The sequence below is a fragment of the Stenotrophomonas maltophilia genome, assembly GCF_006974125.1.
GTDB lineage: Bacteria > Pseudomonadota > Gammaproteobacteria > Xanthomonadales > Xanthomonadaceae > Stenotrophomonas > Stenotrophomonas maltophilia_O.
Genome location: NZ_CP037858.1, coordinates 2,104,878 through 2,124,501 on the forward strand (window position 1 = coordinate 2,104,878; position 19,624 = coordinate 2,124,501).

Sequence of the window (19,624 nt, forward strand, 5' to 3'; positions counted from 1 at the left end):
CCGGCCAGCGGCCGGCACGACCATTCGGACAGGCAATGTCGGCGGGAAGCCGACATTGCCTGCAGACCTTACAGCACGCCGCGGCGGATCTGGTCGCGCTCGATGCTCTCGAACAGTGCGGTGAAGTTGCCTTCGCCGAAGCCTTCGTTGCCCTTGCGCTGGATGATCTCGAAGAAGATCGGGCCAATGCAGTTCTGGGTGAAGATCTGCAGCAGCTTGCGCTGGTGGGTTTCCGGATCGGCATCGATCAGGATCTTGTTCTTCGCCAGGCGCGCCACGTCTTCACCGTGGTTCGGCACGCGCTGGTCGATCACGTCGAAGTAGGTCTCCGGCGTGTCGAGGAAGTCCACGCCCTGCGCGCGCATCGCTTCGACGGTCTCGTAGATGTTCTCGGTGAAACAGGCGATGTGCTGGATGCCCTCGCCCTTGTACGCGTCCAGGTACTCGTTGATCTGGCTCTTCGGGTCGGACGATTCGTTCAGCGGGATGCGCACAATGCCGTCCGGCGCGGTCATCGCCTTGGACACCAGACCGGTCTTCAGGCCCTTGATGTCGAAGTAGCGGATCTCGCGGAAGTTGAACAGGCGCTCGTAGTAGTCCGACCACTGCTGCATGTTGCCGAAGTACAGGTTGTGGGTCAGGTGGTCGATGAAGGTCAGGCCGAAGCCGAACGGATGCAGGTCGGCACCGGCGATCGGCTCGTAGTCGCCGTCGAAGATGCTGCCGGCGCTGCCGTAGCGGTCGACCAGGTACAGCATGCAGTCGCCGATGCCCTTGATGACCGGCGCGCTGACCGCCTTGCTGTCCGGCTTGAAGGCGATGGCTTCGGCGCCGTTGCCCAGCGCGGTCTGGTAGACCTCCTGGCCCGGCTTCTTGAAGCGGATGGCGAAGCCACAGGCGCACGGACCGTGCTTTTCGGCGAAGTCGGCGGCGAACGAATCGGGGTCTTCATTGACCAGGAAGTTGACGTCGCCCTGGCGATAGACGGTAATCGGACGCTGCTTGTGCTTGAGCACCGCGCTGAAGCCCATCTTCCGGAAGTACTCGTGCAGCTCCTGGCCACGGCCGGCCGGGGCGGCGAATTCGACGAACTCGAAGCCGTCGATGCCCATCGGGTTCTCGAAGGTGGTGACCTGCATGCCGGGGTTGGGGTGCGAGGCGGTCGGGACTGCGGTATTCATGGCGTGGCTCCGAATCGGTACCGCATCGGTACAAACCAGGTGCGGGCAGGTAGGGACCCGGCGAGAATGCAGGGTCTGGACCTACCCCTTATAGTTACACTTGAAACCACCAGCAAGGTGCACCGCAACATGAGCCCCGCCGATCCTGCCTCGACCCGCCTGCGTGCCTCGCACGTCCTGCTCGACCTGGAACAGTTCCTGCCGTACCGGCTGAGCGTGCTGTCCAACCGGGTCAGCGGCAACATCGCCAAGCTATACGGCGATCGTTACGGTCTGGCGATTCCCGAATGGCGGGTCATCACCATCCTGGCGCTGTACCCGGGCTCCTCGGCCAGCGAGGTCTCCGACCGCACGGCGATGGACAAGGTGGCGGTCAGCCGCGCCGTGGCCCGCCTGCTGGAGCGCGGCTTCATCAAGCGCGAGACCCACGGCGATGACCGCCGCCGCTCGGTACTGGCGCTGTCGGCAGCTGGCTTCGAGGTGTACGAGACCATCGCACCGATGGTGATCGAGATCACCCGCAAGCTGATGTCGGTGCTGAGCGAGGAGGAGGAGCAGGTGCTTGAAAAGCTGATCCTGCGCCTGGCCGGCGACGGCCTGGAGCGGATGGGCGAAGGGGTCTGAAAGAAAAAGGGGACGGAGGGGATTAAGTCGTTTCAGGCACACCTGTGCTGATTGCGGCTTAATCCCCTCCGTCCCCTTTTTCAGCTCAGATGCTTGCGCCGTGCATGGATCCACGGCACGGCCAGTGCGGCAATGGCACCGCCGGCGAAGCCGAGCGAGGCGGCGACGGTGGCTGCTTCGACCGCCCCCGGCAACGCCAGCGCCGCAGCTACCAACAGCAGCGACGGCAGGCCGACGAAGGTGCCCAGGAAGAAATGCCAACGCGGCGACCAGGTGTTGAGCTGCAGCAGGCTGACCGGTTGCCAGGCTTCCGAGGCGGCGTCCTCGGCAATCTTCGCCACGGCCTTGGCCAGGTCCACTTCCGGCAGCGCGCGTCCCAGGCGGGCGGTGGCCAGCAGTTCGGCCACGGCCTCCACCGGCGGGAAGCTGGACGGCCACGCCACCGGTGCCGGCACGCCGTAGGCGGTCAGCAGCGGAACACTCAGCCAGGGCGCCACCAGCGGGCGCATGCGGCGGCGGCCATGCACGCACCAGATCTGCGGCTGGCCATGCGCAGTGACGCTGTACAGCGCCAGTTCGTTGGCCGGCGGATAGCCGAGCATGGTCACCCGCGCCGCCAGGCTGTCCTGGCCCATCGCGCGCAGGAAGCCGGGTCGGCTGCGCCCTTCCTGCATCCACGCCAGGCCCAGTGCACCCACCAGATACGCCTCGGCCACGTCCTTGCTGCCGGCGGTGGCGCGTTCGTCGCTGGCCAGGTACCAGGCCAGCGATTTCGGTTCGGCGACATCGTCCAGGCCCCAGCGGCTGTCGTCCCCCAGCACATGGCGCACCGGCAGGCGCGCGGGCGCGGTCTCACCACGCTCGCCTGGCTGCAGGAACGGCAGCACGCCCTGGATGAAGGTGGACAGTTCGATCGCGCGCACGCCATGGCCCTGCCATTCCGGCGGCAACAGTCCGGCCAGCTGGCCGTCGGCGGCCAATGCATCGAGCCGTGATTTCTGCTCGACCAGTTTCTGCACCGCACCCTTCAGCACCACGTTGTCGGGCAACGCGATCTGCGGCAGGCGGTGGCGCGGCGGTGCCAGTTCAACAGCGTCCTCGCCGATGCCCGCGTCATCCAGCAGCGCCTCCCGCGGTGGCAGCGTCACGCCCTCGCCTGCCCCGCCCTCGGCCAGGTCGCTGGCAGGTTCGGGTAATCGTTCGGCGTGGTCGCTGTGCATGGGCGTTCCGGTAGGTTGCGTCGACGGGGCGTCGACTGAGGTCCTTGCCGGTAACGGCGAGCGCGGTGCGATATTGAGATGCCGATTCCGGGAATGTGACCGCAACCACAGTAGATCCACGCCATGCGTGGATGCGACCCGACATCAGTGCCGACCAACGGTCGGCATCCACCAACCCTGCCGGCCAGCGGCCGGCACTACCGGTCAGGTGCCCATTGTTTCAGGAAGGCGCTCACCCGCGCAGGCTGGAACGCTTCGCCACGGCGCAGCTCACCGGTGGCCTGCGAGACCAGCAGGCTTCCATCAGCATCCAGCACCAGCAGCCGCGGATAGTCCCGCTCCATCACCGGGAACTGAGCGAAGAAGGCGGTGTTGGGCTGCTCGTCGCTGGCGTTGACCTTCACCCACACGTAGTGGGCATCGCGGAAGCGGCGCAGGTCGCCGTTGCCTTCCACGATCTCGTCCAGCGCATGGCATCGGTCGCAGGCGGCATTGCCGACCTCCAGCAGGATGCGCTTCTTGCCGCGCTGGGCTTCCACCTTGGCGGTGGCCAGATCATCGGCGGGGTCGCGGGCCGGGTCGAACTGTGCGCCGAGCCCGGCGATGGCGGCGATGTCCGCCGCCACCGGGGTGTTGCCCGAGGCCACCGGTTCGCTGGGGTCAGCGACCGGTGGCTCGGTGGGTCGGGTATCCAGAGGCTGCGTGGGCTCGGCGGCGGCAGGCGGTTGCGGTTGGGAACAGGCGCCGATCAGCGCCGCACAGACCACCACCATTGCACCACCGAGCTTGCTGCGCATGCCTTCTACCCTCTCATCATCATTTGACGCCGTGCATCAGCTTGTTGATCAGCGGGGCGACCAGGAACAGCACCACGCCGGAGCCGATCAGGGCCCAGAACCCGAAGGTATACCCCTTCAGGGCCGACTCGACCGTCATGCCGCCTTCACCACTGACCACGCCAGCAAAGATGCCCGACAGGTTGTTGCCGATGCCGGTGGACAGGAACCAGCCACCCATGCCGAAGCCGACCAGGCGCACCGGGGCCAGCTTGGTCACCATCGACAGGCCGATCGGCGACAGGCACAGCTCACCCACGGACTGGATGACGTAGACCATGAACAGGGTCCAGAACGGGATCTTGCCGTCCACGACCATCTGCGACAGCGCGTACATCAGCAGGGCGAAGGCGGCGCCGTTGAACAGCAGGCCCAGGCCGAACTTGCGCGGAATGGACGGATTGGCGCGGCCCAGGGCCACCCAGATCCAGGCGATGATCGGCGCCAGGGTGATGATGGCCACCGAGTTGACCGACTGGAACCACGCGGTCGGGAAGGTCCAGTCACCCATCTGGCGGTTGACGATGTTCTCGGCCAGGAAGGTGAACGAGCTGCCTGCCTGTTCGAAGAACATCCAGAACATCACGTTGAAGGCGAAGATGATCAGCATGGCGATCACGCGGTCGCGCTGCACCTTGCCCTCGCGGATGCCCTCGACCAGCAGCAGGATGGCCAGCGCGGTGAACATCGCACCCAGGATCCAGGCCAGTGCGGTGGCGCCGGTGGCCAGCAGGAAGTAGGCGACCGGGATGGCGACCAGGGCACCGACCAGCACCATGATGATGCGGCCGAAACCTTCAGCGCCGGCCGGCGGTGCACCAATGCCCTTCAGGCCGGCACGACCGATGTAGAACCACACCAGCGAGATCAGCATGCCCACGCCCGAAGCGATGAACACGACCTTGTAGGACGGCATCGCGTCGGTACCGAAGACCTTGCGGGCCAGGTACTCGGTCAGCACCGGGGCGATCATCGCGCCGATGTTGATGCCCATGTAGAAGATGGTGAAGCCCGAATCGCGACGCTCGTCCTTCAGGCCGTACAGCTTGCCGACCATGGTCGAGATGTTCGGCTTGAACAGGCCGTTGCCGACGATGATTGTGGCCAGGCCGAGCTTGAAGATGTGCTCCTGCGGCAGCGAGATCATGAACAGGCCGGCGGCCATGATGATCGCGCCGGTCAGGATCGATCGCTGGTAGCCCAGTACCCGGTCGGCCACGTAGCCACCGAAGATCGCTGCGGCATACACCAGGGCCAGGTAGGCGCCGTAGATGCGGCTGGCGTCGCCTTCACCGGCAGCGCTGCCGTTGTAGAACTGGGCGACGATGTACAGCACCAAGGCCCAACGGATGCCATAGAACGCAAAGCGCTCCCAGAACTCGGTCATGAACAGCATCCACAACGGGCGCGGGTGGCCCAGCGTGGTCTTGAAGTCCGGCAGCGCCGGCTCTGGGGTGTTCGCAGTGGCGTTTAGGCTCATGCGGATTTCCTGGTTCGGTGGATGACGAGCACGTCCGATGTGCAGTTGGAGCAACGCGCGAGGATCACCGACTTCTGGCGTTCACGTCAAATACACGCCGTTTGAGGCAGGTGCCAGCCTGCTCCCTGAACTTGCATCTGAAACGATCCAGCCGCCGGCCGGGATCCAAGCTGAATACGGATCAGCCCTGCTCTGCCGGGGGCGCGGCCTGCAGGCTGGTGCGCACCTGGAACAGTTCGGGGAAGAAGGTCAGTTCCAGCGCCTTGGCCAGGAAGCCCACGCCGGACGAGCCGCCAGTGCCGCGCTTGAAGCCGATCACCCGCATCACGGTGCGCATGTGTCGGAATCGCCACAGCTGGAAGGCGGTCTCCAGGTCCACCAGGTCCTCGCACAGCGAGTACTCGCGCCAGTAGCGGTCGGTGTCCTGGTAGATGCGTTCGAAGACCGGCTGCAGTGCGTCGTCGGCCACATGCGGCTGGGTCCAGTCATGGGCCTCGTAGACCGCCGGGACCGCATGGCCGAAGCGGGCCAGGTACTTCAGGAATTCCTCGTACAGGCTGGGCGCCTCCAGCACGGTGCGCAGCTGCGCCTGCCCGGCCGCATCGTGCTCGAACACCTGCAGCATCTGCGCGTTCTTGTTGCCCAGCAGGAACTCGATGTAGCGGTACTGCAGCGACTGGAAGCCCGACGACGGGCCCAGCACGTCGCGGAAGCCCATGTACTCGGACGGCGTCAGCGTTTCCAGCACCGACCACTGCTCGGTCAGCTGGCGCAGCACCTGCTTGCTGCGCGCCAGCACCTTGCGGCACTGCCAGACTTCATCGCGCTGCAGGAAGCCGATTGCGGCACGCAGCTCATGACCCAGCAGCTTCAGCCACAGCTCCGAGGTCTGGTGCTGGATGATGAAGAGCATCTCGTCATGGTGCGGCGGGTTGGACAGCGGCTGCTGCGCGCTGAGCAGCTGGTCCAGCCGCAGGTAGCCGCCGTAGGTCAGGCGTCCCTGCAGGTCGGTGTGGATGCCGGCTTCGAGATCGCGTTGGTTGTTGTCGACGGACATGGGCGGGACCAGATCGGGGGCGGCAAGGGTAGCGCGTTGCCGCCATGCTGGCAGCCGCCGGGTCCATACCCGGGCGTGCGGTTGGCCGTGGAGCATCGGCCGATCCCGGGCCTGCGCGTGGAACCGTCCAGGGCGTTGTACTGGCGGTCAGCCAGAGGCGTATTCTGATGCTTTGCAGCAACGACTGAATACGTTGTTGTTATTGGCCCCCCACCCGCCGGCAGGGGTAAAACGGGGAATCGCCGTGTTGCGGCGCAGGAAGGCTATTCCGTACGCGTTCCTTAACATGGCGATTCATATCATTTGTAACTTCTCTGTCGAAGGTGCAGTACGCAATGACGGTTGCCGCTGAATTCAAGATCGAATACCTGCAGTACCTGGATACGGACGGCACGCTCGTCCGCGATGACCTGCCCGCGTCGCTGCGCGACCCCAAGGTCCTGGTACCGCTGTTCAAGCAGATGCTGTTCGTACGTACGTTCGACAGCAAATCCATCGCGCTGCAGCGCACCGGCAAGCTGGGCACCTATGCCGCCTGCCTGGGCCACGAAGCCGCGCACGTGGGTATCGGCGCGGCAATGCAGAAGGACGACGTGTTCGCACCTTCGTACCGCGAGTATGGCGCGATGTTCATGCGTGGCGTGCGCCCGCACGACGTGCTGATGTACTGGGGCGGCGACGAACGCGGCAACGATTACGGCGGCAACGCGGCCAAGGACTTCCCGTTCTGCGTGCCGATCTCCACCCAGTGCCTGCATGCCGCAGGCGCGGCGCTGAAGTTCAAGCTCAACAAGGAACCGCAGATTGCGGTGGCCGTGTGCGGCGACGGCGGCAGCTCCAAGACCGACTTCTACGCGGCACTGAACTCGGCCGGCGCCTACAAGCTCCCGCTGATCCTGTGCATCGTCAACAACGGTTGGGCCATCTCGGTCCCGCGTTCGGCCCAGACCGGTGCCGAAACGCTGGCGCAGAAGGGCCTCGCCGGCGGCCTGCACTGCCTGCAGGTGGACGGCAACGACCTGATCGCGGTGCTGGCCGCAATGGAGCAGGCGCGCGAACGTGCGCTGGCCGGCGACGGTGGCACCGTGCTGGAACTGATGACCTACCGCCTGTCCGACCACACCACCGCCGATGACGCGCGCCGCTACCGCGACGACGCCGAAGTGAAGGATGCCTGGCAGCGCGAGCCGATGCTGCGCCTGCGCAAGTACCTGACCGCCGCCGGCGTGTGGAGCGAAGAAGAAGAAACCGCCTGGATCGCCGAGTGCGGCACGCGCGTGGACGAGGAAGTGAACCTGTACCTCAACACCCCGGTGCAGCCGGTCGAGGCGATGTTCGACTTCCTGTATGCCGATCCGCCGCCGGACCTGCTGGCCCAGCGTGCCCAGGCGATCGCCCTGGAGAAGCGCCATGGATGAGATCAAGAACGGCGCGCCCGGCGCGCACACCAACGCCGCCGACAGCGCTGCTGTCGCGCGCGGAGAAGAGAGCATGACCACCACGCCGATCACCCTCATCGAAGCCATCACCCAGGCGCTGGCCTGGGAGCTGGAGCACGACCCGTCGGTGCTGGTGCTGGGCGAGGACGTAGGCGTCAATGGCGGCGTGTTCCGTGCCACCGCCGGCCTGCAGCAGCGCTTCGGCTCCGAACGCATCCTCGACACCCCGCTGGATGAAACCACCATCGCCGGCCTGACCATCGGCCTGGCCGCGCAGGGCATGAAGCCGGTGGCCGAGGCCCAGTTCGACGGTTTCATGTATCCGATGGTCGACCATATCGTCTGCCATGCCGCGCGCCTGCGTTACCGCACCCGTGGCCGCCTGCACTGCCCGATGGTGCTGCGCGTGCCGTGGGGCGGTGGCATCCGCGCGCCGGAACACCACAGCGAAGCCAACGAGGCGATCTTCACCAACGTGCCGGGCCTGCGCGTGGTGCTGCCGTCGTCGCCGCAGCGTGCCTACGGCCTGCTGCTGGCCGCGATCCGCGAACCGGATCCGGTGATCTACATGGAGCCCAAGCGCATCTACCGCCAGTACAAGGAAGTGGTCGTCAACGACGGCGAAGCCTTGCCGCTGGACGTGTGCTTCGTGCTGCGCGACGGCACCGACGTGACCCTGGTGACCTGGGGCGCGCAGGTGAAGGAAGCGCTGGAAGCGGCCGACAAGCTGGCCGGTGAAGGCATCAGTGCCGAAGTCATCGACGTGGCCACGCTGCGCCCGCTGGACTTCGCCACCATCGCCGAATCGGTGGCCAAGACCGGCCGCTGCGTGATCGTGCAGGAGGCCCCGAAGACCGCGGGCTTCGGCGCCGAGATCGCCGCGCGCCTGGCCGAGGAATCGATCTACGACCTGCTGGCCCCGGTCGAGCGCGTTACTGGCTACGACACCCACATTCCGCTGTTCCGCCTGGAAATGAAGTACCTGCCGAGCGTTGAGCGGATCGTGGCTGCGGCCAAGCGCGCGGTGGCGGCCGGCTGACATGCGGGCCCGCCTTCTGGGGGCTTACCGCAGCCAGTATCCCAACCCGCTCCGGTTCCACACCGGCCAGATCGTCGAAGTAGGTGTCCGTGACGAGGAATGGCCGGCGTTTGCCTGGGTACGCACCAACGATGGGCGCGCTGGATGGGCGCCCATCGCCTGGTTGCAGCTGCTGGACGAGGGTCGCGCCGAAGCCCTGTGCGACTACGACGCCCGCGAGCTGGATGTGGAAAGCGGCGAGATGGTGAAGCTTCATCACGAACACGGCGGGTGGTGGTGGTCCGAGCGCGCCAATGGCGCGACGGGTTGGCTGCCGGCCCGCGAACTGGAACTGCTGGAAGAGAACTGCAAATGAGCCAGACCAAGAACTTCAACCTGCCCGACCTGGGCGAAGGCCTGCCGGACGCGACCATCGTCGAGTGGTTCGTCAAGGAAGGCGATGTGATCAAGCTGGACGAGCCGCTGGTCTCGATGGAGACCGCCAAGGCCGTGGTGGAAGTGCCCTCGCCGTTCTCCGGCAAGGTGCTGAAGCTGTCCGGCGGCGCCGGCGACATCATCCCGACCGGATCGGTGCTGGCCAGCTTCGAACTGGACCCGAACCTGCCGCAGCGTGCCGATGGCCAGGACACCGGCCACAGCCATGGCCACGCAGCACCGGCCGCACCGGCCGCCGCACCGACCCCGCCGCCGCTGCCGGCTGCTGCCGCACCGGTGGCCGCAGAAGAAGCCAAGCCCGCCGCGGCCGAGCGTGATGACGCCGGTACCGTGGTCGGCGCCATGCAGAGCTCCAATGCCGTGCATGCCGAACAAGCGCTGGCCGTCGGTGGCGTCAAGGCCGTGCCGGCCGTGCGTGCGATGGCGCGCAAGCTGGGCGTGGACCTGAGCCGCGTGGCCGCTACCGGCACCGATGGCGCGGTGACCATGGCCGACGTCAAGCAGGCCGCCGCCAACGGCACCGCCAAGCTCGGCGCTGCTCCGGCACCGGTCGCTGCCGCCGCGTATGCCGCGCCGGCCCCGGCGCAGGTGTCTGCCCCGGTGCAGAGCGAAGCCCGCACCCCGCTGTCTGCCGCCGGCAAGCCGATGCGCACCCAGCCGCCGGGCGTGGTCGCCAAGGGCCAGCCGGAACCGCTCAAGGGCGTGCGCCGCAACATGGCCCGCGTGATGGCCGATGCGCACAGCAAGGTCGTGCCGACCACGCTGAACGACGACGCCGACATCCATGCCTGGCTGCCGGGCAACGACGTCACCGCCCGCCTGGTGCGTTCGATCGTGGTCGCCGCACAGAAGGTGCCGGCGATGAACGCCTGGTTCGACGGTGAAGCGCTGACCCGTACCCTGCATGCGCAGGTGGACATCGGCATCGCCGTGGACACCGACGACGGCCTGTTCGTGCCGGCCCTGCGCAATGCCGACATGCTCGATGCACGTGGCATCCGCGAAGGCGTCAACCGCCTGCGCGAGCAGGTGGAATCGCGTTCGATCGCCGCCTCGGAACTGAGCGGCTACACCATCTCGCTGTCCAACTTCGGCATGTTCGCCGGCCGCTACGCGACCCCGGTCGTGGTGCCGCCGTGCGTGGCCATCGTCGGTGCCGGCCGTGCCCGCCACCAGATGACCCCGGTGATGGGCGGCGTGGAAGCACACAAGGTGATCCCGCTGTCGGTCACCTTCGACCACCGCGCGGCGACCGGCGGCGAAGCCGCCCGCTTCCTGCGCGCGATGATGGACGACCTGGCACTGGCCAGCTGATCGACCACCTGACCGGTGGGTGCCAACCGTTGGTTGGCACATGACTTGGAAAAAACGCCGGGCATTGCCCGGCGTTTTTTTGTGCCTGCATCCACGCATGGCGTGGGTCTACACAATGCGGGCGATCAATCGCGCGCCACCATGCCCTCGGCACGGCTGTAGACACGCAGGCGATGACCATCCGGATCGGCGCCGACGAAGGTGTGGCCGAACTCCAGCGTCACCGGCGCCTGCAGGATCTGCACGCCGAGTGCGCGCCACGCATCGTGCATCTGCTGCACAGCCTCCGGGTTGGCGACCACCATCGCCAGTTCCGCGGCGCCGGCGTGCGCGGACACCGGCGGCTGCACGTCATCGCGCTGCCATAGGCCCAGTGCGGCGCCATCGCCGAGCAGGAACAGGGCAAAGCCGGGCGACTGCTCGACCGGCGGCTTGCCGAGGATGCCGCTGTAGAAAGTCGCGCTGGCGGCGACGTCGCGCACGTACTGCAGCAGGGTGCTGGGCTTGAACATGGAAAGCTCCGTTGTTGGGAGCGCTCATGGTGGTACGGCCCTGCTGACAGATTCTGTCAGTAGCGTCGAGCGTGCTCGACGGTTGCTGCCGTTGCTCTGGTAGATGTCGAGCTTGCTCGACTGCTGTTCGCGAAGATCAAGGGCAGTCGAGCAAGCTCGACCCCTACCAGGAGCAAAGAGCGAAGGCCGCCCTCCCCAGCAGCAGGAAGCGAAGTGCGGAAGCAGTCGAGCAAGCTCGACGCTACGAACGGTCCAGCCAGTCCGGGGCGATGCCCTGCGCCTTCTGCCAGCGTCGCAGCAGGGTGGCGCGCGGCACAAGGTAATGATCCTCCAGCGCGCGTACCTGGCGGATGCGATCCAGCCGGAAATGGCGGAAATCCTCGCGGCTCTCACACCACGCCGCCAGCATCGGCACTTCATCAAAATAGCCCAGCGCGAACGGCCAGACGGTGCGCTCGCTGCGCTGGCCGTGCGCGTCCTGGTAGCCGAACGTCAGGCGCTGCTGCGAACCCACCGCCTCACGCACGGCCTGCAGACGCGCGGCGGGAACCTTCGCCGCGGCGCGCGAAGGGCCCACGCGCAGGCCACTGTCACGCAGCGCCTCACGGCGGGCAGCAGGCAACACATGCGCGATGCGCGCCAGGGCGTCGCGTGCGGCCTCGGCCAGCGCCGGCTCAGTGCGCGCTGCAACCCAGCGCAGGCCCAGCACCAGTGCATCGATCTCGGCGGGCGGCAGGGTCATCGGTGGCAGCGTATCGCTCGGCGCCAGCAGGTAGCCGACGCCGGCCTCGCCACGCAGGTCAGCGCCCTGCTCGCGCAGGGTTTCGATATCGCGGTACAGCGTGCGCAGGCTGATGCCCAGCGCTCCGGCCAGCGCCTGCCCGGCCACCGGCCGTCGATGACGTCGCAGCAGCTGCAGCAACTGGGTCAGGCGCAGCGCACGCGACATCAGCCGACCAGCGCGCTCGACGCCACTACATGCTGCCCCGGTTGCGGGGCCAGCGCAGCCTCGACCAGTGCCTTGGCGATCTCGCTGGCCGGGTTGATCCGCCACGCCCGTGGCAACACCGGCCCCAATGCACCCAACACCGTCAGTGCGAAACGCTCGCCACGGCGCACCTCGTTGCGCTCGCCACCGATCAACCCTGGGCGAACCAGGGTCAACGATGCGAAGGGCAGCGCGCGCAGATCGCGCTCCAGCTCACCCTTCACCCGGCTGTAGAAGATCGACGACTGCGGGTTGGCACCGGCGGCGGAATTCAGCACATAGGTCTGTGCACCCTGTGCCTGTGCCAGCCGGGCGAACGCCAGCGGGTAATCATGGTCGATGCGATGGAAAGCCTCGCGGCTGCCGGCCTGGGCAATGGTGCTGCCCAGCGCGCAGATGACCGCGTCCACGCGCGCCCAGCCCGGTGCGGCCGGCAGCGAGTCGAAGGCCAGCACCGGGTTCTCCAGCTTCCCGTGGGTCAACGCCAGCGGGCGGCGGGTCGGGGCAACCACGCCACTGCAGCGCGGGTCGTCCAGCAGCCTGGGCAGGGTCAGCCCACCGACCAGGCCGGTCGCCCCCAGCAACATCACGCGCATCACCACCTCCACTGCGGCATCCTGTCGCCCATCCTAGCCGTTCAAGCCGTCGGCAGCCGCGCCGATATGCTGGAACCAGTCCCTGCCAGCCCCAGGATTTGCTCCATGACGGACCAGCCCGACCACCGCCCTGCCCCCGGTACCGCCCTTGGGCCGCCGGCACGCGTGCGCGCGGTGGTGGACGATGGGCTGGGCGACCGCGTGGTACTGCAGGGTGGCGGTGGCGTGGCCCTGCAGCAGCTGTTCGCGGGGGCCGATGCACCGGAACCACTGCTGGCGGCGTTCGCCAACGGCATGGCCACCCTGCCCGGCGAACTGGGCGACATGGGCGACCGCCTGCAGTCGGCCCAGGCCAGCGCCGATTGGCCGCGCTATGGGCGCGCGATGCGGCAGCTGATCGACAAGTACATCCGCACCATCGAGCAGCATTCGCCGGACGGGCAGCCGGAAAGCCTGCGCCTGTCCGAGCAGCTGCGGCTGCTGCTGGGTGGCGCCGTGGTGGCCCTGCTGCAGCACGACCCGGATCTGCGCGAACAAGCGCAGGCCCTGGCCACGCGCCTGCGCCAGTGGCAGCCGGGGACCGCACTGGAGCCGATCGAACAGGGCGTGCGCGAACTCGGCCACCAGGTCGGCGTGCGCGCCGAGAGCTGGCAGGAGCAGCAGGCGCTGCTGCTGGAGCTGTTCGCGCTGTTGTTGGAAAACGTGAGCGAACTGCTGGACGACCGCAGCTGGCTGCAGGGCCAGATCGCTGCGGTACGCCAGCTGCTGGACGGGCCGCTGGAAGCTGAAGCGGTCGAGCGTACCCGCGCTGAACTGCGCGAAGTGATCTACAAGCAGGGCCTGCTGCGCCAGGGCATCGACGATTCGAAGGCGGCGATGCGCGGGTTGATGGGCGAGTTCATCGAGCGCATGGATGGCATGGCCACCAGCACCGGCGAATACCACGACCGCATCGGCAGCTACGCGTTGCAGCTGCGCGAGGCACGCAGCATCGCCGACCTCAACCAGCTGCTGCAGGACGTGATGCGCGACACCGGCAAGGTGCAGCAGCAGGCCGCGCAGGCCCGCGATCACCTGGCCAATGCGCGGCAGGAAGTGGAACGTGCAGAGCAGCGCATTGCCGAGCTGGAGCAGGAACTGCGTGCCGCTGGTGACCTGGCACGCATCGATCCACTGACCCAGGCGCTGAACCGCCGCGGCCTGGACGAACTGCTGCAGCGTGAACTGGCGCGTGCCGCGCGCAACAACTCACCGCTGGGCGTGGCGGTGATCGACCTGGATGATTTCCACCTGACCAACGAGGCGCACGGCCACGCCGGTGGCGATGCATTGCTGCAGCACCTGGTGGCCGTGTGCAAGCTGCTGCTGCGCGCCACCGACGGCATCGCACGGCTGGGCGGCGACGAGTTCGTGCTGGTGCTGCCGGAAACCCAGGGTGCCGACAGCATGGCCACCGTGCAGCGCCTGCAGCGCTCGCTGGCGCACCGCGTGCTGACCGTGCAGGACCGGCGCGTGCCAGTGCATTTCAGTGCCGGGTTGGCGCAATGGCAGCCGGGCGACGATACCGAAACCCTGCTGCGCCGCGCCGATGACGCGCTGTATGCGGCCAAGCGGCAGGGCAAGAACCGGGTGCAGGCGGGCTGACCGTCCGGCCCGCCGCAAACCGCTTTGGTAGGTGCCAACCTTGGTTGGCACACGCGGGAAACAAAGCGCCGACCAAGGTCGGCCTCTACCTTGCGACCCGCCGGTGATTACTTCCCGCGCAGCTTCTGGAACCCGGTCACCGCCGCCAGCACGATGGCGCCGGCGATGATGCCGACCACCATGTTGGCCGCAGCACTGATCAGCCAGCCCCACTGCCCTTCGCCGCCCAGCGCCTGCACCGCGTGGTGCAGCGCCGGCACGTTGTGCACCAGGATGCCGCCGCCGACCAGGAACATGGCGATGGTGCCGGCCACCGACAGGAACTTCATCAGCCACGGCGCCGAGGCCACCAGGCCACGGCCGAAGGCAGCGATGGCACCGCCCTTGCGCGACAGGTACAGGCCGACGTCGTCGAGCTTGACGATGCCCGCCACCAGCCCATAGACGAAGACCGTCATCGCCAGTGCAACCACGGCCAGGGTGACCACCTGGTTGGTGAACGATGCGGTAGCGACCACGCCCAGGGTCAATACGATGATCTCGGCGGAGAGGATGAAGTCGGTGCGGATCGCGCCTTTTACCTTGTCCTTCTCCCACGCCACCATGTCCACCTGGGTATCGGACAGTGCCTTGCGCCGTTCGGCCTGATGCTCGGCGTCGTCCTCGGCTGAGTGCAGGAAGCGGTGCGCCAGCTTCTCCACGCCTTCGAAACAGAGGAAGGCACCACCGATCATCATCAGCGGCACGATCAGCGGCACGTTCCAGCCGCGACTGTGCAGCCAGGCCTCCAGCGCGCTGATCGCCAGTGCCGCCGGCACCAGGATCACCTTGTTGACCAGCGAGCCCTTGGCCACCGCCCACACCACCGGCAGTTCGCGGTTGGCGTTGACCCCGGTGACCTGCTGCGCGTTCAGCGCCAGGTCGTCGCCCAGCACGCCGGCGGTCTTCTTCGCCGCGACCTTGGTCAGGACCGAGACATCGTCGAGGAGGGTGGCGATATCGTCGAGCAGGGCGAACAGGCTGGCACCGGCCATGGGAAGTCCAGAGAGGGAATGAGCGGATTCTGACCGATACCGGGGCGGCTGCGGAAGCGGTCGGATTCACCGCGTGCCTACCGCCCCCCGGCGACACTGCGGAATCCGGACATTGCCGGCCAGCGGCCGGCACGACCGTCTTTGCCGCATGGGAGTTCCGCTTGAGCAATCCGCCCACCGCCAATGGCAATCCCCCGCTGGTCAAAGGCATGAACCGGCGCAGCCAGATCCTGCGCCTGCTGATGCGCTACCGCCATTCGGGCGTGTTCTCGGGCATGAACCTGGACGCCGCCAGCAACCAGGCCGACGTGCCGGCCGACGGCAACCCGGAGCAGTTCGTCAGCGATCTGGAAGCGCTGGGGCCGACCTTCGTCAAGCTGGGCCAGATGCTGTCCACCCGCCCGGACATGGTGCCGGTGGAGTTCGCCACCGCACTGGAGCGCATGCAGGAGAAGGTGGCCGAGATTCCGGTCGAGCGCATCCATGCCATCGTCGAGCAGGAACTGGGCGCACCGGTGAACAAGCTGTTCGCCGCGTTCGATCCCGAGCCGCTGGGCTGTGCGTCGATCGCGCAGGTGCATCGCGCGGTGCTGCACGATGGCCGCCAGGTGGCGGTGAAGGTGCAGAAGCCTGAAGTGGCTGCACAACTGCGCTCGGACCTGGAGGCGCTGCGCAGCTTCGCGCTGGCCGCCGATCACCTGACCCAGGTCGGCCGCCGCGTGCGCCTGCGCGACTGGCTCAACGAGTTCGCCAAGACCCTGATGCAGGAGCTGGACTATCACGCCGAGGCTGAGAACCTGGCCCGTTTCGGCCGACACCTGAAGCCGTTCCGCCGCCTGTGGATTCCCCAGCCGCTGTGGGACTACAGCAGCCAGCGCGTACTGACCATGGAGCTGGCCACCGGCGTGCGCGTGGACGCGATTCCCGATGTGCGCCGCACCGAACAATCGATGGACCCGCTGGCGGCGGCGCTGATCCGCGGCTACCTGGACCAGATCTTCGTGCATGGCGAGATCCACGCCGACCCGCATCCCGGCAACCTGCGGGTGATGCCGGATGGGCGCCTGGCGATCTTCGACCTGGGCATGGTCGCGCATATGCCACCACGCCTGCGCGAGCGGCTGTTGAAGATCCTGTTCGCCGCCGTCGATGGTCGCGGCGAGGAAGTGGCCGACGACCTGATCAGCATCAGCACGCGGTTGGAGGCGTTCGACGAAGAGCGCTACCTGCGCGAGACCGGCCAGCTGATCGCACGCTATGCGGCCAGTGGCAGTTTCTCCGAAGGCCGCGTGGTGCTGGACATGGTGCGCATCGCCACCGCCTGCGGCCTGCGTACACCGCCGGAGCTCAGCCTGCTCGGCAAGGCGCTGCTCAACCTGGAAACCGTATGCCGCTTGCTGGCACCGGACCTGGATACCCGCCGCATCGTCGAACGGCAGCTGCAGCACGTGATGCGTGCGCGCCTGAAAAAATCCCTGTCTGCGGCCAACCTCGCCAGCGAGGCGATGGAGCTGCAGCAGCTGCTGCGCGATGGGCCACGCAAGCTGTCGGACATCATGGCATTGCTGGCCGAGAACCGCCTGCAGATGAAGGTGACCGGGCTGGAAGAATCGCGGTTGATGGAAAACCTGCAGAAGATCGCCAACCGCGTAGCGGCCGGCATCATCAGTGCGGCATTGATCATGGCGGCGGCAATGATGATGAAGATCGACACCGGTTGGCATCTATTCGGCTACCCGCTCATTGCGCTGATTCTGTTGTTCATCGGTGTGGTGCTCGGCCTTGGCATCGTGACCAGTGCATTGCTGTTCGACCGTCGCGCGCGGGCACGCGAAGAACGCGGGCATCGCTAGCGCGTCAGCGAAAACACCCGTATTCATGCGGTTTTTAATGCAATCCAACGAACCCTTTCACGCTCGTTTTACCTTCTGAGCGCGATTGCGCGCGCGTCATTTCAACAAACATTTCAGTCAGGTTCGTGCATGCACTATCGGGTCATCGGCCTGTCATGTGAGTGTGCTTGCGGCAGCGTCGGTCGGATGGACACGCGTCGGTACGACGTCCATCACCACCACCCCGTCACTGCCGAAGCTGCCTATGCTCTGGATACTGCTGCTGTCGTTGTTGCTGCTGTGCTGGTTGTTCCTCGCGTCCGACAAGTGGGTGTGGTGGAAGGCCGGTGCGTTCTCGCTGCTGCTGCTCGCGCTCAGTGCGTGGTGGCTGATCGACAAACTGTCCGGTGATGGGCTCAACGCCGCCACGCTGTACCACCTCGGCGCTGACATGGAAGGCGCCGGTGTCTCCGACTTCAAGGGCTACATTGCCGGCTTCATCGTGCTGGCGCTGGTCTCGCTGCTGCCGCTGTTCGCCACGCGGGTGAAGCGCTGGCGCCGGCCCGGCCACGGTGGCGCGTTGTTCGCCGGGTTCGCGGCCGTGTGGGTGGCCACGATCATGATCAGCCCACTGGCCCGCGACGGCCAACGCCTCTACCAGCAGCTGCGTCCGGTCGACTTCGCCCGCATCGCCCCCGAGTACCAGGTACCGACGCAGCCCCTGCAGCGTCCGCGCAACATCGTCTGGATCTACGGCGAGAGCCTGGAGCGCACCTACCTGGACGAGAACGTGTTCCCGGGCCTGATGCCCCATCTCAACCGCCTGGCCGCGAAGTCGCTGGACGTGCGCGGGCTGGCCTCGGCCGAGGGCAGCGGCTGGACCATCGCCGGGCTGGTGTCGTCGATGTGCGGCGTGCCGCTGACCACCTCGCAGGGCGATGAGAACAGCATGGACCGCATGGGCAGCTTCCTGCCCAAGGCGGTGTGCCTGGGCGATTACCTGAAGCAGCAGGGCTACACCAACCATTATCTTGGCGGTGCGAACGGCCAGTTCGCCGGCAAGGGCCAGTTCCTGGCCAGCCACGGCTTCGACGAAGTGCATGACCTGGCCTGGTTCAAGCAGCAGAAGAAGATCGGCCGCATCCACTACTCGGCCTGGGGCGTGCACGACGACGTGCTGCTGGATACCGCCTACCAGCGCTTCGAGCAGCTCTCGCGTGCCGGTTCGCCGTTCATGCTGACCACGCTGACCATGGACACCCATCATCCGGCTGGCCACCTGCCGGTATCGTGCAAGGGCGAGCGCTACCAGAGCCAGTACGGCAACATCAACATGCTCAACGCGCTCAAGTGCAGCGACCGGCTGATCTCGCAGCTGGTGCAGCGCATCCAGGCCAGCCCGTACGGCAAGGACACGCTGATCGTGATCGCCTCCGACCACCTGGCGATGCCCAACGATCTGACCCACATCCTGACCCGGCAGAAGCGCGAGAACCTGCTGCTGTTCCTGGGCGATGGCATTGCCCCCCAGCAGCTCAGCGCCGACGCCGGCACCACTCTGGATTCGGGCGCGACCCTGCTCAGCCTGCTGGACCCGAACCTGAAGACGATGGGCTTTGGCCGTTCGCTGATCGATACCCAGCGTGCGCCCAGCGCCAGCGTGGCCACCCAGCGCGATGGCGGCCGCGATTACCCGCAGTACCTGGCTTTCGCGCGTTCGCTGTGGCTGGGTGAACCGACCCGCGAGCTGAAGATCGATGGCGATGACCAGGTGGTGGTGGGCCTGCAGCACGTGCAGCCACCGGTGCTGCTGGAGTACGACAAGGATTGGGGCTTGAAGTCGGTGTACCTGGAAAACACCTCGCGCCAGTTCGATGATGCCAACCCGGACAACACCCTGGCCTACGTCGACCGTTGCACCGCATTCGAGGACGGCTCGGCCGACGGTGACTGGTGTGCCCTGCTGGTCAACCGCGACAACGGCATCAAGCTCTACCGCGACAACGACCTGCGTGGCGGCATCGCGGTGGATGCACCGCTGGACGCATTCCAGGGCCCGCGCCCGAGCGTGCGCCAGGCGCACATGATCACCCAGAAGGGTCGCCGTACCCGCGCCGGCCAGTACATGCTGCAGCTGGTGGCGAGCACGCGCCCGGATCGCGGTTTCTGGATCGAGGCGGTGTCCTCGCAGCGCAAGGTGGTGCTGGCCCAGCAGTGGGTGCAACCCGATGCCGACGGCAAGATCAACGTGTCGTTCGGGCTTGACCACGAAGTGGATGACCTGGAGATCCGCGCGTGGCTGAACCACGCCGAGAAGCTGGCGGTGGATACGTTCGCACTGGTGCCATCCCGCAGCCGACCGCGGGGATAGGGTTCTTTGCAGGGCTGCGCCC

Annotated in this window: 16 protein-coding genes and 1 pseudogene; 8 read left to right on the forward strand and 9 right to left on the reverse strand. The window is 66.8% G+C overall.

Annotation, left to right across the window (positions count from 1 at the left end):
* Positions 1–68: 68 nt before the first annotated feature.
* Positions 69–1,181 (reverse strand): 4-hydroxyphenylpyruvate dioxygenase, encoded by a 1,113-nt coding sequence (gene hppD / locus EZ304_RS09590; RefSeq protein ID WP_185959228.1) that lies wholly within the window; start codon positions 1,179–1,181, stop codon positions 69–71.
* Between the two features lie 129 nt (positions 1,182–1,310).
* Here hppD and EZ304_RS09595 point away from each other — a divergent pair, with 129 nt between their 5' ends.
* Complete coding sequence (locus EZ304_RS09595) at positions 1,311–1,805, forward strand: MarR family winged helix-turn-helix transcriptional regulator (protein ID WP_050815698.1); 495 nt, start codon at positions 1,311–1,313, stop codon at positions 1,803–1,805.
* 80 nt (positions 1,806–1,885) lie between these two features.
* Here the strand turns inward: EZ304_RS09595 and EZ304_RS09600 are convergent, their stop codons facing one another.
* The 4 genes from EZ304_RS09600 to EZ304_RS09615 form a co-directional block, all read right to left on the reverse strand.
* The gene (locus EZ304_RS09600; protein WP_099554055.1) at positions 1,886–3,025 is read right to left on the reverse strand and encodes a hypothetical protein; all 1,140 of its coding nucleotides are present in this window, start codon (positions 3,023–3,025) and stop codon (positions 1,886–1,888) included.
* A 197-nt stretch (positions 3,026–3,222) separates the two neighbouring features.
* Complete coding sequence (locus tag EZ304_RS09605) at positions 3,223–3,822, reverse strand: thioredoxin family protein (RefSeq protein WP_142806893.1); 600 nt, start codon at positions 3,820–3,822, stop codon at positions 3,223–3,225.
* Between the two features lie 19 nt (positions 3,823–3,841).
* Positions 3,842–5,341 (reverse strand): peptide MFS transporter, encoded by a 1,500-nt coding sequence (locus EZ304_RS09610; RefSeq protein ID WP_099554051.1) that lies wholly within the window; start codon positions 5,339–5,341, stop codon positions 3,842–3,844.
* Positions 5,342–5,522: 181 nt separating this feature from the next.
* Entirely contained in the window at positions 5,523–6,398 is an 876-nt protein-coding gene (locus EZ304_RS09615) for a tryptophan 2,3-dioxygenase (protein ID WP_049417474.1), read from the reverse strand.
* A 335-nt stretch (positions 6,399–6,733) separates the two neighbouring features.
* Between EZ304_RS09615 and pdhA the strand changes: the two genes are divergently transcribed.
* The 4 genes from pdhA to EZ304_RS09635 are packed head-to-tail and all read left to right on the forward strand — an operon-like array spanning position 6,734 to position 10,625.
* Positions 6,734–7,816 carry a pyruvate dehydrogenase (acetyl-transferring) E1 component subunit alpha gene (gene pdhA / locus EZ304_RS09620; protein WP_142806894.1) on the forward strand — a complete coding sequence of 361 codons (1,083 nt, stop codon included), beginning with the start codon at positions 6,734–6,736 and terminating at the stop codon, positions 7,814–7,816.
* Positions 7,809–8,876 (forward strand): alpha-ketoacid dehydrogenase subunit beta, encoded by a 1,068-nt coding sequence (locus EZ304_RS09625; RefSeq protein WP_019338598.1) that lies wholly within the window; start codon positions 7,809–7,811, stop codon positions 8,874–8,876. Before pdhA ends, EZ304_RS09625 begins: the two co-directional genes overlap by 8 nt.
* 1 nt (position 8,877) lies before the next feature.
* Positions 8,878–9,231: an SH3 domain-containing protein gene (locus EZ304_RS09630; protein ID WP_005411349.1), complete on the forward strand. Its 354-nt coding sequence runs from the start codon at positions 8,878–8,880 to the stop codon at positions 9,229–9,231.
* Positions 9,228–10,625: a dihydrolipoamide acetyltransferase family protein gene (locus EZ304_RS09635; RefSeq protein WP_012481459.1), complete on the forward strand. Its 1,398-nt coding sequence runs from the start codon at positions 9,228–9,230 to the stop codon at positions 10,623–10,625. Before EZ304_RS09630 ends, EZ304_RS09635 begins: the two co-directional genes overlap by 4 nt.
* Before the next feature lie 125 nt (positions 10,626–10,750).
* Here EZ304_RS09635 and EZ304_RS09640 read toward each other — a convergent pair whose 3' ends face one another.
* From EZ304_RS09640 to EZ304_RS09650, 3 genes are all read right to left on the reverse strand, one after another.
* A complete protein-coding gene (locus EZ304_RS09640) occupies positions 10,751–11,137 on the reverse strand; it encodes a VOC family protein (protein WP_142806895.1) in 387 nt (128 codons plus the stop codon).
* 241 nt (positions 11,138–11,378) lie between these two features.
* Positions 11,379–12,086, reverse strand: a complete 708-nt coding sequence (locus EZ304_RS09645; protein ID WP_142806896.1) for a helix-turn-helix transcriptional regulator — start codon at positions 12,084–12,086, stop codon at positions 11,379–11,381.
* Positions 12,086–12,721: an NAD-dependent dehydratase gene (locus tag EZ304_RS09650; RefSeq protein ID WP_142806897.1), complete on the reverse strand. Its 636-nt coding sequence runs from the start codon at positions 12,719–12,721 to the stop codon at positions 12,086–12,088. Before EZ304_RS09650 ends, EZ304_RS09645 begins: the two co-directional genes overlap by 1 nt.
* A 105-nt stretch (positions 12,722–12,826) precedes the next feature.
* Between EZ304_RS09650 and EZ304_RS09655 the strand changes: the two genes are divergently transcribed.
* Positions 12,827–14,365, forward strand: coding sequence for a GGDEF domain-containing protein (locus EZ304_RS09655; protein WP_099554042.1), 1,539 nt, complete (start codon positions 12,827–12,829; stop codon positions 14,363–14,365).
* A gap of 107 nt (positions 14,366–14,472) precedes the next feature.
* On the opposite strand, the gene EZ304_RS09660 is transcribed toward EZ304_RS09655, so the two are convergent.
* A complete protein-coding gene (locus EZ304_RS09660; RefSeq protein ID WP_099554040.1) occupies positions 14,473–15,399 on the reverse strand; it encodes a DUF808 domain-containing protein in 927 nt (308 codons plus the stop codon).
* A gap of 206 nt (positions 15,400–15,605) precedes the next feature.
* Between EZ304_RS09660 and EZ304_RS09665 the strand changes: the two are divergent.
* A pseudogene (locus EZ304_RS09665) lies at positions 15,606–17,252 on the forward strand (ABC1 kinase family protein); the annotation flags it as partial.
* Positions 17,253–17,496: 244 nt separating this feature from the next.
* Entirely contained in the window at positions 17,497–19,602 is a 2,106-nt protein-coding gene (locus EZ304_RS09670; protein ID WP_142806898.1) for a phosphoglycerol transferase I, read from the forward strand.
* The last annotated feature ends 22 nt before the right edge of the window (positions 19,603–19,624 follow it).